General features: G+C 68.1%; 9 protein-coding genes, 2 rRNA genes and 1 riboswitch. Of the genes, 1 reads left to right on the plus strand and 10 read right to left on the minus strand.

The features are described 5' to 3' along the window. Positions 1-28 precede the first annotated feature (28 nt). From LL946_RS00240 to LL946_RS00270, 7 genes are all read right to left on the minus strand, one after another. Positions 29-2,452: a ComEC/Rec2 family competence protein gene (locus LL946_RS00240; protein ID WP_404383593.1), complete on the minus strand. Its 2,424-nt coding sequence runs from the start codon at positions 2,450-2,452 to the stop codon at positions 29-31. Beyond that, entirely contained in the window at positions 2,449-3,447 is a 999-nt protein-coding gene (locus tag LL946_RS00245) for a helix-hairpin-helix domain-containing protein (RefSeq protein WP_404383595.1), read from the minus strand. The genes LL946_RS00240 and LL946_RS00245 overlap by 4 nt, the downstream gene beginning before the upstream one ends. Before the next feature lie 91 nt (positions 3,448-3,538). Beyond that, on the minus strand, positions 3,539-4,150 hold the full coding sequence (locus LL946_RS00250; protein WP_404383597.1) for a glycerol-3-phosphate acyltransferase: 612 nt from the start codon (positions 4,148-4,150) through the stop codon (positions 3,539-3,541). A gap of 12 nt (positions 4,151-4,162) precedes the next feature. Further along, positions 4,163-5,008 carry a DegV family protein gene (locus tag LL946_RS00255; RefSeq protein ID WP_404383599.1) on the minus strand — a complete coding sequence of 282 codons (846 nt, stop codon included), beginning with the start codon at positions 5,006-5,008 and terminating at the stop codon, positions 4,163-4,165. A gap of 54 nt (positions 5,009-5,062) precedes the next feature. Beyond that, positions 5,063-6,529 carry an aminotransferase class V-fold PLP-dependent enzyme gene (locus LL946_RS00260; RefSeq protein WP_404383601.1) on the minus strand — a complete coding sequence of 489 codons (1,467 nt, stop codon included), beginning with the start codon at positions 6,527-6,529 and terminating at the stop codon, positions 5,063-5,065. 43 nt (positions 6,530-6,572) lie between these two features. Then, positions 6,573-6,687: riboswitch (SAM riboswitch) on the minus strand. Between the two features lie 63 nt (positions 6,688-6,750). Then, entirely contained in the window at positions 6,751-7,221 is a 471-nt protein-coding gene (locus LL946_RS00265) for an anthrone oxygenase family protein (protein ID WP_404383603.1), read from the minus strand. Beyond that, entirely contained in the window at positions 7,218-8,102 is an 885-nt protein-coding gene (locus LL946_RS00270; RefSeq protein WP_404383605.1) for an NmrA family transcriptional regulator, read from the minus strand. The genes LL946_RS00265 and LL946_RS00270 overlap by 4 nt, the downstream gene beginning before the upstream one ends. Before the next feature lie 81 nt (positions 8,103-8,183). Between LL946_RS00270 and LL946_RS00275 the strand changes: the two genes are divergently transcribed. Continuing rightward, positions 8,184-9,137 (plus strand): AraC family transcriptional regulator, encoded by a 954-nt coding sequence (locus LL946_RS00275; RefSeq protein WP_404383607.1) that lies wholly within the window; start codon positions 8,184-8,186, stop codon positions 9,135-9,137. A gap of 21 nt (positions 9,138-9,158) precedes the next feature. On the opposite strand, the gene LL946_RS00280 is transcribed toward LL946_RS00275, so the two are convergent. The 3 genes from LL946_RS00280 to LL946_RS00290 all read right to left on the minus strand — a co-directional run bounded on the left by LL946_RS00280 (position 9,159) and on the right by LL946_RS00290 (position 13,597). After that, positions 9,159-10,028, minus strand: a complete 870-nt coding sequence (locus LL946_RS00280; protein WP_404383609.1) for an aminoglycoside phosphotransferase family protein — start codon at positions 10,026-10,028, stop codon at positions 9,159-9,161. A gap of 206 nt (positions 10,029-10,234) precedes the next feature. Beyond that, positions 10,235-10,351, minus strand: a 5S ribosomal RNA gene (gene rrf / locus LL946_RS00285). A gap of 129 nt (positions 10,352-10,480) precedes the next feature. Then, positions 10,481-13,597 (minus strand): 23S ribosomal RNA (locus LL946_RS00290). Positions 13,598-13,692: the final 95 nt, after the last annotated feature.

Here is a 13,692-nt window from a genome sequence, read left to right on the forward strand (position 1 = left end):
TGAGGTCGACGAGTCGCAGCACCTCGAGTCATCGTGACGTGACCACCTCGAGCCGGTCTCCGACCTCGACGATGGCCACGTGCCCCCGCTGGTCGGTGCGGTGGACGGCATACCCGTTGCGCCGAAGCATCGTCAGGTGCGCAGCGGTGGGGTGGCCGTAGTCGTTGTCCTCGCCCACCGAGATCACGGCCACCGGAGCGCGCACCGCGGCCATGAGCCCGGCATCGAGGTTCGCACTGCCGTGGTGCGGCGTCTTGACGACATCGAAATTCATTGCAGCAGAGCCCATCTCGGCATCCCGTCGCAGCCGGAGCAGCAGGTCATGCGCCGCCTCGCGCTCCACGTCACCGAGGAGCAACGCATCGACCGCCCCGACGTGCACCGCGAGCACGACGCTGGCGTTGTTGGGGACCGAGCCCGCTGCGATGCGACGCACGGGCGCCCACACCTCCGCCCGCACGTCACCGAACGTGAGCCGGTCACCCGCCGCAAGCGACGACACGGGTATGCCGTGTGGCCTCATCCATGACGTCACCTCACTCACCTGCCACGCGGGCTCGGCGACCGGTGAGGTCAGGACCTGCAGGACCCTCCGACCGTCGAGGACGCCAGGAAGGCCCTCCACGTGGTCGGCGTGGAAGTGGGTGAGCACGACGGCGTCGACCACCTCGACACCGAGGGAGTCGAGGCAGCCGTCCATGGCGGGCGGATCAGGTCCGGCGTCGACGACGAGTGCCCGCCCGGGGCCGGTGCGCACGACCGCAGCGTCCCCCTGTCCCACGTCGCAGAAGGCGATCCGCCACCCGTTGGGCGGCCAGGTCACGACGCGGGTGGGCAGAGTCATGGCCACCGTGACCGCGACGACACCGACGGCCAGGAGTGGCTTGAGGAGCGCCACCCGGGCGAGCCACCGCCCGGTGAGCACGACCAGCACCGTGACCCCGGCGAGCAGGAACGCCCCGAGCCCACCGTCGGGCCACGGCATCGTGCCACCCGGCACGTCGCTCATGACGCGCGCCGTCCTGGCGATGCCAAGCGTCGGCACCGCGCCGAGCCACCCGACCAGCTGAGCCGGACCGTCGGCGACGACCGACACCACGGCCGCGACCACCCCTGCGACGGTGGCGGGTGCGACGAGCGGCGCGGCGACGAGGTTCGCCACGACTCCGATGACGCTCACCGAGCCCTGGAGCAGCACGACCACCGGTGCGCACATCACCTGTGCTGCAACGGGAATCGCAATCGCCGGGCCCATGAAGGCCAGCCGGTTCGGCAGGCGTCGCGCGATCGCATCGCCCCAGGGCCGGGTGAAGAGCAGCAGCCCCAGCGTCGCGAGCGCGGAGAGGGCGAAGCCGAAGGACCTGGCCATCCACGGGTCCAGGACGAGGACGACGACGATCGCGCCCGACAGGACGGGAAGCCCGGCACTGCGCCGCGACCGGCTCACGCCGATGAGGCCGATGAGCCCCATGGCCGCAGCGCGGACGACGCTCGGCTCGGGTCGGGCGAGCACGACGAAGCCGATGATCGCGAGCGCGACGATCCATGGCCTCCACCGTCGCCGGACCCCGAGCACGACGCACAGGCCCAGCACCAAGCCACCGACCACGGCGATGTTGGACCCCGACACAGCGGTGAGGTGAGTCATCCCGGTGGCCTGCATCGCCTCGGTGAGGTCTGGCGGGGTGCGGCTCGTGTCGCCGATGACGAGGCCCGGGAGGAGTCCGCGCGCGTCGGCCGGCGTCGGGTCGACGGCCCGGCGCAGACCCGCCCGCAGGTGCTCGGCGACCTGCGCCACCCGCCCCGCAGGAGCCACGACCTCGTGCGAGGACACCACGAGCACTGCGAGCTCGGGCCGGCCCGCATCGGGAGGCGCCAGTCGCCCGCGAAGCCGCACCCGGTCGTGCCAGCGCACCTTCATGAGTGACGTGTCCCCGCGAAGCGTGACCGGAGCGTGCGCTCGGCTCGAGCGTCCCCGCCCCTCGATCCGGTGTGCCGTGGCACGAGCCATGACGACCGGCTCACGGCCGGCGCGCGCAGCGGGCGTGAAGGGGTCCGAGGTCACCGTGGCCTCGAGGATCACGACGGCTCTGGTCGCCGTGAGGCTGTCGAGGTCGCCGACCGCTCGCAGGGCGTGCTGGCCGTTGCCGGCGAGCTGGAGCAGGAGGCCGACCCCGAGCCCGAGCAGCACGCCGGGACGTCGCCTGAGCAGGTAGGCGCCCGCGGCCAACGCGGCCAGCACCGCGGTGGTGGTCCAGCGAGCGGTGGACGACCACGTCATCGTCGTCGCGAGCAGCGCCCATCCCAACAGGGCGGGGACGAGCATCCGTAGATCGCTGAACCGCACGACGCCGCGCTCCCACGCCCCGACGTCAACCTCTGGCTCAGCAATCCCGCCACCACGCTCGGGCGCAGCGGGTCCCCGGGGCGCCGACGTCCCGGACGTGCTCACAGCGTCACCTTGGGCGTGAGCTGCGCGAGCAACTTCTCGCCGATTCCGCTGACCTCGCCCAGCTCCTCGACGCTGGTGAAGCGCCCGTGCTCGGTGCGCCAGTCGAGGATGCGCTGCGCGAGGACAGGCCCGACTCCCGGCAACGTGTCGAGCGCGGACAGGTCGGCGGAGTTGAGCGCGACCTTGCCGCCGGCAGAGCCGGCTGAACCCGCCACTCCCCCAGCACCTCCGGCCCCTCCAGTCTGACCAGCGACACCGGCTCCCGGGGCCGCCACGGCCTCGCCGGGTCGCGGAACGACGACCTGCTCGCCGTCGACGAGCACCCGCGCGAGGTTGACGGCTGCCAGGTCGGCCCCCGTCTTGGCGCCCCCGGCCGCTGTCACGGCATCTCCCACGCGTGCGCCCACCGACATCCGGTAGACCCCGGGAGTGCGTACCTGACCCACGACGTGGATGACGAGAATCCCCGCCGCGCCGGAGGCTGCGCCGGCACTGCCGACGGCTCCTGCGGCTCCACCTCCCGCATCCGGCGATCCGGTCGTCGACCCAGCCGGCGAGGCGCGCGACATCGTCGACGTGCCTCGGCTCACTCCGCTCGGATCGGCACCGCCCGGTGAGCGGACCCCCACCACGTCACCGCCACCGGACCCCGCCAGCCACAGACGCACGCCGAAGACGAGCACCACCACGACGATGACGGCGAGCACCGCCGCGGCTGCCGAGCGGCTGGGTACCCACCTGGCACCCCGCAGGCTCGACGGCAGCTCGAACACCGGGCCGCGTGGGACCTCGAGCGGTCGGTGCCGTCCACGCTCCGCACCAGCAACTCCCACCGGCGCCGCTCTCGCGGCCGCGCCGACGGACGGATCGCGCGTCGCACCACGCGACGCACCGCGCGTCGCGCCTCCGGATGGATCGGTGGAGACGTCGTTCGGCTCCCGCACCCGCGCGAGCGCGCGCGGTGAGATGGCGTCGGAGTCGCGGGGGGACGGCATACGCCGACGTTAGGAAGCGCGACAGCGCGACCCAAGCCGCAGACCGCTGTCCTGTGGACGACCGGAGACCGGCGGCGCGGCTGTGGACGGCTCAGCCGACGATGCGCCCTGCCCAGATGGCGATGTTGCGGCGGTGCCGGGCGAGGACGAGCAGGGCCATGAGCGCGAGCCACACCCCCACCCCGCGGTCGACGCCCGTGGTCGCGCGCACCGCCAGGACCACGCCGGCGCCGAGCAGGAACGTCGAGGCGACCACCGACGCGTCACCGAGCCTCTTGACGAACGGCAGGACGACGACGAAGACGGCCAGTGCGGCGAGCGCCACCCATGGAGTCACCGCGAGCATCGCCCCGAGGGACGTCGCCACGCCCTTGCCCCCGCGGCCGGCGAGGTAGGGGCTGTAGATGTGCCCGAGCAGGCAGGCCACCCCGGCGACGAGCGCCACCCACGTGCCCATCGCCCGCAGCACGACGAACGTCGGCACGAAGCCCTTGAGGACGTCGAGGACACCCACAGCGACCCCCCACTTCCTGCCGATGACCCGGCCGAGATTGGTGGCGCCGGGGTTGCCCGACCCGACGGCGGAGACCTCGATGCCACGGCGGCGGCCGACGATGGTCGCCGGGTTGATGCCCCCGATCGAGAAGCAGACCGTCGCGACGACCAGCGTCAGGAGGATCTGGCCGGGGACCGCAAGGTTCATGGTGTGGCCCGGTCAGGCTCGCGGACTCACCGCGATGGCGAGGGTGCCCGGGCCGACATGGGCGCCGACCACCGCCCCGAGCTCGACGACGACGAGCTCCTCGAGGCCGTCGACGCGCAAGCGCAGCCGCTCGGCGAGCTTCTCGGCACGCTCGAGGGAGTCGAGGTGGTGCACCGCGACGTCGACGTGCTCCACACGGGACGCGGCCTCGACCGCGAGCTCCTCGAGCCGGGCGATGGCACGTGAGGACGTGCGGACCCGCTCGAGCGGGACGATGCCCCCGTCCCGCAGGCCCAGGATCGGCTTGATCGCCAGGGCAGACCCCAGCAGCGCATTGGCCTTGCCGATCCTGCCGCCCCGCCTCAGGTGCTCGAGGGTGTCGACGTAGAACACGACGGTCGCACCCTCGCACCGGGCACGCACGACGTCCGCGACCTCCTCGGCCGAACCGCCACGCGAGGCGACCTCGGCGCCGGCGAGGACGGCATACCCCATCGCCATGCCCATCGAACGGCTGTCGATGACGGTGACCGGTACCGGCGACTGGTTCGCGGCGAGCTGGGCGGAGCCGATCGTGCTCGACATGTCCGCCGAGATGTGGACCGAGACGATCGAGTCCGCACCCTCGTCCGCGAGTGCGCGGTAGACGTCGAGGAACGCCTGCGGAGAGGGCCGGCTCGTCGACACCGGACGGAACCGGCGCAGCGCCTCGGCCACCTCCCCCGGACCGACGTCGACACCTTCTCGCCGCTCCTGTCCGCCGATGACGACGTGGAGCGGCACGACCCCGATCCCGTGGGCCTCGACGGCCTCAGGAGTCAGGTATGCCGTGGAGTCGGTGACGAGGGCAGTGGGCACGCTCCGAGGCTAGTGCTCAGAGCGTCCCGTCGTGGTCGCCGTGCCGAGAGACGGTCACCAGGGCAGGTCGACGAGGGTCTCCCGCTGGTCGTCGACCGGCACCCAGCCGCGTCCTTCGACCTGCTCGTATGCCGTCCCCGGCCCGTCCGTGGCGAGCCTCGCCACCGCGGTGAGGAGCCGGTCGACGTGCTCGTCGGTCGACGCCAGCCCGGCGCTGACGCGGACGGCGGTCGTGACCTCGGCGTCCTCGTCGGAGAGGAGGGTGTCGACGAGGAGGTGGGCGCAGAACTTGCCGTCGCGCACGCCGATGCCGTACTCGGCCGAGAGCGCTGCGGAGACGAGGGCCGAGGGCACCCCGTCGATGGTGAAGGTGACGACCGGCGCCCGGTCGAGGTCGTCGCCGAAGATGCTGAACGTCTCGACGCCCTCGATGTCGCGCAGGCCTTGGACGAGCCGCTCGGTGAGGCGTCGCTCGTGCGCCTCGATGGCTCCCCGGTGCTCGCGGATGGCGGCACAGGCGGCAGCGACGGCGATCGCGCCGAGGACGTTGGGGGTCCCGCCCTCGTGGCGGGCGGGACCGGTCTTCCACGTCGTCGACAGTGGTCCGACCGCGGCGGTGGCACCGCCACCGGCCAGGTAGGGCGCGGCCGCGTCGAGCCAGTCCGAGCGGCCGACGAGGACGCCGGCGCCGTAGGGCGCATAGATCTTGTGGCCGCTGAAGGCGACGTAGTCGACGCCGAGGGTGTCGAGGTCGACCCGGCGGTGGCCGACGAGCTGTGCAGCGTCGAGCGCGACGCGGGCGCCGCGCTCACGGGCCACGGCCGCGAGGCGCTCGACCGGCCAGTACTCGCCGGTGACGTTGGAAGCGCCGCTGAGCACGACGAGGGTGCGGGAGGAGGTGGAGCGCTTGAGCGCGTCCCTGAGCAGGGCCTCGGCGTCGCGGTGGGTGAGCGGCACCGGGAGGCGGGTCGTCCGCCGCTCGTCCCACGGCAGCAGGGTGGCGTGGTGCTCGGTGGCGAAGACGATGACCTGGGTGCGGCGAGGCAGGGCCCTCGCAAGCAGGTTGAACGAGTCGGTGGTGTTTCGGGTGAAGACGACCTCGTCGCCGTCGCGGGCGCCCACGAAGCGGGCGACCTCCTCGCGTGCCGCCTCGTAGTAGTGGCTCGACACCTGGCTGGCCCACCCCTGGCCACGGTGGACGCTCGAGTAGGTCCGGGTGGCCTTGTCGACGGCGGCCTTGACGCTGACGAGTGCCGGGGTGGAGGCGCCGTGGTCGAAGTTGGCGTACTCGACCAGGCGACCGTCACAGGTCGGCACCTGAGGTGCGGCGACGACCGCGGGGATCGTGACAGCCGGGATCGTGCGCGCGGCACTCGCGGGTGACGCGAGAGACGCGGTCAGGGGCTCGAGGCTGGACGGCTGGCCCGGCGCGTCGGTCGGCGTCGGTGCGGGCACGGAGCGCAGCCAGGGCTGACGGCGTTCCCGGGTGACGGTGTGCGGAATCGAGCTGGCGATGGACATCTGCTGCTCCCTGGAGAGTCGTTGGACCCTCGAGGTGCTCGCGAGTCCGCGCTTGCCGGCTGCGTTGCTGCAGCCGACCAGGTCGTCACCCGGAGCACCCCACCGCGGAGGAGGGTTGCCGACCAGCAAGCCGGGGCTATGCGCTGGTACTCATGACCTTGTCCGCGACCCTAGCGCGGCGCGGGCACCCCTCGGGACCCTCGTTCCAGCATCTGGAACCTTCAGGCACGGCCGGCCGCGGCGGCGAGCAGCGCTGCGCCGGCGAGGGCCGTCGCGATCCGAGCGCCGTTCCACGCCACCCAGGGCTGCGAGAACCTGCTCCAGTCGGCGGCCGTCGCCGACGATGCGTCGACGGTGGCCAACCGGGTGTTGAGCGGGACGTTTCCGACGCCGGTGACGACGAATGACGCGAACACGAGCACAGCACCGCTGAGCCGGAGCCCACGGTCGGCTCCGTCCCCGGCCAGGCTCGCCACGACGACGGCCACGGACCCGACCGCGACCCCGGCGAGCGGCACCATCAACGCACTCCTCGGTGCCCGGAGGTTCATCGTCTGCATGGCACGGACACCCTCGCGTGCGTCGAGGTCGCGCAGGGCCGGCATGACGAACGCCGAGAACGCGAACATCGCCCCGCCGAACACGGCCGCGCACGCCGCGGTCCCGGCGAGCAGCACCGTTGGGCTGGTCACCGCACACCACCGCCTCGGATGGGTGACAGGGCGTCCTCGGCCCAGTCCTCGAAGGCCTTGGGCTCCCGGCCCAGGGCGTCGCGGACACCCGTGGTCGGGATGACCCCCCGGCCGTCCAGGAGCTCCTCGAACAAGCCGGCGAGAAAGGCTGCGGCCGGCGCGTCGAGGCCGCCGTCGACCGCAGCGGCGATGAACTCCTCGGGCGTCACCCGGACGAACTTGAACGGCAGCCCACTCGCCGCGGCGACGATCTCTGCGGCCCCGGTGAGGGTGATCGACGCGGGGCCCGTGAGCTCGTGGACGATGCCCGCGTGTCCCTCCTGGGTCAGCGCCGCGACCGCGACGTCGGCCACGTCGTCGAGGTCGACGAACGGCTCGGGGACGTCGCCCGGCACCGGCATGCCGAAGGTCCCGGTGGTCAGGGCGTCGGCGAACATCCCCTCCGTGAAGTTCTGCGCGAACCACGAGCATCGGCACACGGTCGCATGGGGGTGTGCCGCCAGCGCAGCCCGCTCCGACGCCAGGGCGCCGTCCTCCCCTCGACCCGAGAGCAGGACGAACCTCTCGACACCGATCTCTGTCGCGAGGGTGGCCAGGTCGTGGATCTGGGCGTCCGCACCCGGGACCGCGAGGTCCGGCTGGTAGGCGACGTAGGCCGCCCGGGCGCCTTGCAGCGCGGCGCGCCACGTCGTGGCGTCGTCCCAGTCGAAGCGCGGAGTCGTGGAGCGCGAGACTGGACGCGTGGGTATGCCGTGTTCCCGCAGTCGGGCGGCGACGCGGGCCCCGGTCTTGCCGAGGCCGCCGACGATGGCGACGGGGGCGCTCGACGTGGCGGGCACTGTGGCCGGCTGCAGGTCACGGGTCAGGTTCGTCGTGGTCATGGGACGAGTCCACCGCGTTATCGATGGACTCTCAATGGTTCAAGCGCTCACATACATACGCCAACGTCTACGCTGGGCGACATGGACGCCTTCAGCGCCGTGCTCGACGGCCCGCGGGCCCGGGGCGCCTTCATCCTGCGACTCGTCCTCGAGCCGCCGTGGGCCATCCGGGTCGAGGACGAGGCTCCGCTCACCGTGGTCACCGTCGTCAAGGGCACCGTCTGGGTGCTCGACGAGTCCGAACGGTTGGAGCTGACGGCCGGCGACACCGCAATCCTTCGCGGTCCCATGCCGTACACGTTCGCCGACGACGCCGGCACGCCACCACAGGTGCGTGTCGATCCCGAGCAGCAGTGCTGGGCCCTTGACGACGGCCGCAGCCTTGCCGACGAGATGAGCCGGGGCGTGAGGACGTGGGGCAACACCGGGCTGGCTGCCCCTGGTGCCACAGTCGCCCTGGTGGGCGCGTACGACCTCACCAGCCAGATCACCCCTCTGCTCGTGGGCCTGCTCCCCCGGGCTGCGGTCATTCGGGGCGCCGACTGGACCTCACCGGTGCGGGACCTCCTCGCGGACGGGATCGGGCGGGACGCCGCTGGACAGGGAGTCGTCCTCGACCGGCTCCTCGACCTCGTGCTCATCGAGGCACTGCGGCACTGGTTCACCACCCGCGCCGACGACGCCCCGCGCTGGTGGGTCGCGGCCGAGGACGAGATGGTCGGCTCCGCCCTCCGCGCCATGCAGAACGACCCGGCGCGTGCGTGGACCGTCGAAGCGCTGGCCCGGCAGGCTGGTGTGTCCCGGGCTGCGTTCGCCCGGCGATTCGCCGAACTCGTCGGCACACCACCGATGACGTTCCTCACCCACTGGCGGCTCTCCACCGCAGCTGACCTGCTTCGGGACACCGATGCCACGATCGCCTCTGTGGCGCGCGACGTCGGCTACGGGAGTCCCTACGCCCTGACCGCGGCGTTCACGAGGCAGTACTCGGCAAGCCCGAAGGCCTACCGCCGAGGAGCGCGACGACCCGCATGACGCGTCCCTGCGGCCGGATCGTCAAGGCGCTGCGGCGAGAATCCGACTCAGCACGCGTCGCGGCTCGATTCCCTCACCGCTCGACGGCCGGTCAGCGGTCGCTGCGCATCCGGACAGCGCCTTCCACAGTGCCCACCCGCGGCCGCGCGCCCACTCGCCGTCGTCGATGTCGAGCTGGTCTCGGAAGACCCGTCGCCCCTGGGTGGTGAGCAGGGTCCAGGCCGCGGCCACGTCGCACGCCGGGTCACCCACTCCACAGGTGCCGAAGTCGATGACGGCCGCCAGATCACCTCCGTCCAGCAACAGGTTCCCCGCAGCCACGTCACCGTGAAACCAGCTCGCAACCCCGTCCCAGCGCGCCTCGAGCGCAGCAGCCCAGACGGCGTGGACCCGGTCGGCGTCGACGGTGTCGCCGAGAGTGGTCACGGCGTCGCGGACGGTCTCGTCGAACGTGCGCAGAGTGCCGCCGCGGAACCAGCTGTGTACGCCGGGCCGTGGCCCACCCGTCGGGTCGACGCGACGCAGTGCTTCGAGGAAGGCGGCCAGATCCCCGGCGAACCGGACGGGGTCCCTCACGAGGTCCGCGCGCATCGGCTGGCCCGGCAGCCAGCCATAGACCGACCACGAGAACGGGTAGCCCGCACCGGGTTCACCCCGACCGAGCGGGTTCGGGACAGCCATCGGCAGCTGGGGCGCGAGCACCGGAAGCCATCGGTGCTCCTTGTCGACTGCCAGGCCATACTCGGCAGCACTGGGCAGGCGCACCGACAGTGTCGATCCCAGCCGAAAGGTCCAGTTGTCCCACCCGCCATGATCCACCGCGCGCACCGGCAGGGACGACCACTGCGGGAACTGTTCCACGATGAGCCGGCGCACCTGCGCGACGGTCACGGCGACGCGCCGCGGTGGGTCGCCCAGCGCAGCCGGAACATCGTCAGCGGCGGATGGCGTGACACGGGGATCGAGCGACACAGCAGCGACCATCGCAGACCGCCCGCGCGAATGCCAACGCTTTCCCGCATGCGGCCATGCCGCACCAAAGTGCCTCGGAAATGAGAAATGGCCCGCCGGTTGGGCGGGCCATTTCTGGAATGTTTGTCCGGCTGCGTCCTACTCTCCCACACCGTCACCAGTGCAGTACCATCGGCGCTGAAGGGCTTAGCTTCCGGGTTCGGAATGGAGCCGGGCGTTTCCCCTTCGCTATGACAGCCGAAACTCTATGGAGATGTCGGTGGTTCTTTCCCCCTGGTCACGTCGCACCGGGTTCGGTGGCGTGTCGGGGGGTTCCCGACCGTATCTCGGGAACTGCACAGTGGACGCGAGCACAACAAAATCTTTTGGTGTGTATCAAGTTATCGGCTTATTAGTACCAGTCAGCTACATGCATTACTGCACTTCCACGTCTGGCCTATCAACCCAGTAGTCTAGCTGGGAGCCTCTCGGACACGAGGTCCATGGAAATCTCATCTTGAAGCGTGCTTCCCGCTTAGATGCTTTCAGCGGTTATCACTTCCGAACGTAGCTAATCAGCGGTGCTCTTGGCAGAACAACTGACACACCAGAGGTTCGTCCATCCCGGTCCTCTCGTACTAGGGACAGCCCTTCTCAAATTTCCTACGCGCACAGCGGATAGGGACCGAACTGTCTCACGACGTTCTAAACCCAGCTCGCGTACCGCTTTAATGGGCGAACAGCCCAACCCTTGGGAGAGACTCCACCCCCAGGATGCGACGAGCCGACATCGAGGTGCCAAACCATGCCGTCGATATGGACTCTTGGGCAAGATCAGCCTGTTATCCCCGGGGTACCTTTTATCCGTTGAGCGACGGCGCTTCCACAAGCCACCGCCGGGTCACTAGTTCCGACTTTCGTCCCTGCTCGACATGTCTGTCTCGCAGTCAAGCTCCCTTGTGCACTTACACTCAAAACCTGATTACCAACCAGGCTGAGGGAACCTTTGAGCGCCTCCGTTACCTTTTAGGAGGCAACCGCCCCAGTTAAACTACCCACCAGGCAATGTCCCTGATCCGGATCACGGACCGAGGTTAGATATCCAGAACGACCAGAGTGGTATTTCAACGTTGACTCCACCGACACTGGCGTGCCGGCTTCACAGTCTCCCACCTATCCTACACAAGCCGTACCGAACACCAATACCAAGCTATAGTAAAGGTCCCGGGGTCTTTCCGTCCTGCTGCGCGTAACGAGCATCTTTACTCGTAGTGCAATTTCGCCGAGTTCATGGTTGAGACAGTGGAGAAGTCGTTACGCCATTCGTGCAGGTCGGAACTTACCCGACAAGGAATTTCGCTACCTTAGGATGGTTATAGTTACCACCGCCGTTTACTGGGGCTTAAATTCTGAGCTTCGACCCCGAAGGATCTAACCCGTCCTCTTAACCTTCCAGCACCGGGCAGGCGTCAGTCCGTATACATCGTCTTGCGACTTAGCACGGACCTGTGTTTTTAGTAAACAGTCGCTTCTCCCTGGTCTCTGCGGCCGTTCGGGCTAGTTCGTGAAGAACTTCACCCTCTGGGCCCCCCTTCTCCCGAAGTTACGGGGGTATTTTGCCGAATTCCTTAACCATGATTCACTCGATCGCCTTGGTATTCTCTACCTAACCACCTGAGTCGGTTTGGGGTACGGGCGGCTCGAACCTCGCTAGAAGATTTTCTTGGCAGCATAGGATCACCCTGCTTCCCGCATTCGCGGTCACTATCAGGTCTCAGGACATGTGTGAGACGGATTTGCCTATCTCACTCCCTACACCCTTGGACGTGGACTACCATCGCCACGCGGAGGCTACCTTCCTGCGTCTCTCCATCGCTTGACTACTACCAGATCGGGTCGCGCGCTCCGCCCGCATCGGTCCGAAGACGTCAGCGGGTTTCAGGCGCTTAGCATCAAAAGGTTCGTCATGGGCGGTTCTTCGCCGGTTCCGGAATATCAACCGGATGTCCATCGACTACGCCTGTCGGCCTCGCCTTAGGTCCCGACTTACCCAGGGCAGATTAGCTTGACCCTGGAACCCTTGGTTATTCGGCGGACGGGTTTCTCGCCCGTCATTCGCTACTCATGCCTGCATTCTCACTCGTGTGGCCTCCACGGCTGGATCACTCCGCCGCTTCCCTGGCCACACGACGCTCCCCTACCCATCAACACGCTTGGACCACCAACCCGCAGGTGTGGTGGCCGGGCAATATGTCAATGCCACAGCTTCGGTGGTGTGCTTGAGCCCCGCTACATTGTCGGCGCGGAATCACTTGACCAGTGAGCTATTACGCACTCTTTAAAGGGTGGCTGCTTCTAAGCCAACCTCCTGGTTGTCAGTGCAACTCCACATCCTTTCCCACTTAGCACACGCTTTGGGACCTTAGCTGGTGGTCTGGGCTGTTTCCCTCTCGACTACGGAGCTTATCCCCCGCAGTCTCACTGCCACGCTCTCACTTACCGGCATTCGGAGTTTGGCTAACGTCAGTAACCTGGTGAGGCCCATCGGCTATCCAGTAGCTCTACCTCCGGTAAGAAACACGTGACGCTGCACCTAAATGCATTTCGGGGAGAACCAGCTATCACGGAGTTTGATTGGCCTTTCACCCCTACCCACAGCTCATCCCCTCAGTTTTCAACCTAAGTGGGTTCGGTCCTCCACGACGTCTTACCGTCGCTTCAACCTGGCCATGGGTAGATCACTCCGCTTCGGGTCTAGACCCAGCGACTCATTCGCCCTATTCGGACTCGCTTTCGCTACGGCTTCCCCACACGGGTTAACCTCGCCACTGAGCACTAACTCGCAGGCTCATTCTTCAAAAGGCACGCTGTCACCCCACAAGGAGGCTCCAACGGATTGTAGGCACACGGTTTCAGGATCTATTTCACTCCCCTCCCGGGGTACTTTTCACCTTTCCCTCACGGTACTTGTCCGCTATCGGTCACCAGGGAATATTTAGGCTTAGCGGGTGGTCCCGCCAGATTCACACGGGATTTCTCGGGCCCCGTGTTACTTGGGATAACTCTCTGAAGTTCACGATGTTTCGTCTACGGGGGTCGCACCCTCTGTGCCGGGCCATTCAATGCCCTTCGACTACACCGCGAATTTTTGACTCCATGCCGGGATGTCAGTCCCGGCCGAGAGGTCCCACGACCCCGTACCTGCAACGCCTGACAGCTATCACACAGATACGGTTTAGCCTCTTCCGCTTTCGCTCGCCACTACTCACGGAATCGCGGTTGCTTTCTCTTCCTGTGGGTACTGAGATGTTTCACTTCCCCACGTTCCCTCTACTCACCCTATGTGTTCAGATGAGAGTGACTGGACTTGCCTCCAGCCGGGTTTCCCCATTCGGAAATCCACGGATCACAGTCTGGTTATCGACTCCCCGTGGCTTATCGCAGATTCCTACGTCCTTCTTCGGTTCCTGGTGCCAAGGCATCCACCGTGCGCCCTTAAAAACTTGATACGCAAAGATAAAGATGCTCGCGTCCACTGTGTAGTTCTCAACATACGGGCGGCCCGCCACCTACGCTGCCATGCCTACCCGCTCCCCCATGAGGG

Source organism: Knoellia locipacati (genome assembly GCF_044791685.1).
Taxonomy (GTDB): domain Bacteria; phylum Actinomycetota; class Actinomycetes; order Actinomycetales; family Dermatophilaceae; genus Knoellia; species Knoellia locipacati_A.

What these genes read in the sequence shown, in the direction of transcription:
- LL946_RS00245 (WP_404383595.1), bottom strand. Translation starts at nt 3,447, where the DNA reads ATGCCGTCCCCCCGCGACTCCGACGCCATCTCACCGCGCGCGCTCGCG.
- LL946_RS00270 (WP_404383605.1), bottom strand. Translation starts at nt 8,102, where the DNA reads ATGACCACGACGAACCTGACCCGTGACCTGCAGCCGGCCACAGTGCCC.
- LL946_RS00275 (WP_404383607.1), top strand. Translation starts at nt 8,184, where the DNA reads ATGGACGCCTTCAGCGCCGTGCTCGACGGCCCGCGGGCCCGGGGCGCC.
- LL946_RS00260 (WP_404383601.1), bottom strand. Translation starts at nt 6,529, where the DNA reads ATGTCCATCGCCAGCTCGATTCCGCACACCGTCACCCGGGAACGCCGT.
- LL946_RS00250 (WP_404383597.1), bottom strand. Translation starts at nt 4,150, where the DNA reads ATGAACCTTGCGGTCCCCGGCCAGATCCTCCTGACGCTGGTCGTCGCG.